1 protein-coding gene is annotated in these 206 nt (G+C 70.9%); it reads right to left on the bottom strand.

The features are described 5' to 3' along the window. A partial coding sequence (locus PU724_RS34175; protein WP_426213889.1) for a VCBS domain-containing protein occupies positions 1–206 on the bottom strand: 206 nt, incomplete at both ends.

Genomic DNA, 206 nt, shown 5'->3' with positions numbered 1-206 from the left:
GCCTGGACGGCGGCGTCGTCCTCGTTGAGGACATAGCTCCACTCGCCGGCGGCGTTGATGGACAGCGTGCCGTGCGCGCCGTTGGTGGCCACCGAGAAGTCGTTGGCGCTGTCGACGTCGGTGGCGTCGAGATCGCCGGTGGCCGGCGAGGTGCCGGCGGTGCCGTTCAAGACACCCGAGGCCTCGGTCACCGAGCCGGTGTCGTC

The sequence above is a fragment of the Mesorhizobium abyssinicae genome (assembly GCF_049887195.1).
Classification (GTDB): domain Bacteria; phylum Pseudomonadota; class Alphaproteobacteria; order Rhizobiales; family Rhizobiaceae; genus Mesorhizobium; species Mesorhizobium abyssinicae.
Note: the sequence above shows the minus strand (reverse complement) of the source record. Positions and strands in the feature narration are given on the sequence as shown.